Annotated in this window: 1 pseudogene; it reads left to right on the top strand. The window is 68.3% G+C overall.

The window, feature by feature from the left end:
• A pseudogene (locus AQI70_RS29895) lies at positions 1–1,077 on the top strand (alpha-1,4-glucan--maltose-1-phosphate maltosyltransferase); the annotation flags it as partial.

The following is a 1,077-nucleotide window of genomic DNA, read 5'->3' as shown; positions in this document are numbered from 1 at the left end:
GAACGCGAACGGGCCCTGTACGGCTCCTGGTACGAGTTCTTCCCCCGCTCCGAGGGCACCCCGCAGCGCCCGCACGGCACTTTCGACACGGCCGCGCGCCGGCTGCCCGCGATCGCCGCGATGGGCTTCGACGTCGTCTACCTGCCCCCCATCCACCCCATCGGCACGACCTTCCGCAAGGGCCCCAACAACACCCTGTCCGCCGGAGCGGAGGACGTCGGCGTGCCCTGGGCCATCGGCTCCCCCGAGGGCGGCCACGACGCCGTCCACCCCGACCTGGGCACCATCGAGGACTTCGACCGCTTCGTGGCCAGGGCCGGTGAACTCGGCCTGGAGATCGCCCTGGACTTCGCCCTGCAGTGCTCGCCGGACCACCCCTGGGTGCACAAACACCCCGAGTGGTTCCACCACCGCCCCGACGGGACGATCGCCTACGCCGAGAACCCGCCGAAGAAGTACCAGGACATCTACCCCATCGCCTTCGACGCCGACATGGACGGCCTGATCACCGAGACCCTGCGCGTCCTGCGGCACTGGATGGCACACAAAGTGCGGATCTTCCGGGTCGACAACCCGCACACCAAACCCGTGGTGTTCTGGCAGAAGGTGATCGCCGACATCAACCGCACCGACCCCGACGTGATCTTCCTGGCGGAGGCGTTCACCCGCCCGGCCATGATGCACACCCTGGCCCAGATCGGCTTCCAGCAGTCGTACACCTACTTCACCTGGCGCAACACCAAGCAGGAACTCACCGACTACCTCACCGAACTGTCCGGGGAGGCGGCCGCCTACATGCGGCCCAACTTCTTCGCCAACACCCCCGACATCCTGCACGCCTACCTCCAGCACGGCGGCCGTGCCGCCTTCGAGGTCCGCGCCGTCCTGGCCGCCACCCTCTCCCCCACCTGGGGCATCTACAGCGGCTACGAACTGTGCGAGAACACCCCCCTGCGCCCCGGCAGCGAGGAATACCTCGACTCCGAGAAGTACCAGCTGCGCCCCCGCGACTGGGAACGGGCCGAACGCGAAGGCCGCACCATCACCCCCCTGATCACCAGGCTCAACGCCATCCGG

The organism is Streptomyces curacoi, assembly GCF_001513975.1.
In the GTDB taxonomy this organism is placed as follows: Bacteria; Actinomycetota; Actinomycetes; order Streptomycetales; family Streptomycetaceae; genus Streptomyces; species Streptomyces curacoi.
The sequence above is the reverse complement of the archived record's forward strand: the minus strand, read 5'-3'. Positions and strand labels throughout refer to the sequence as shown.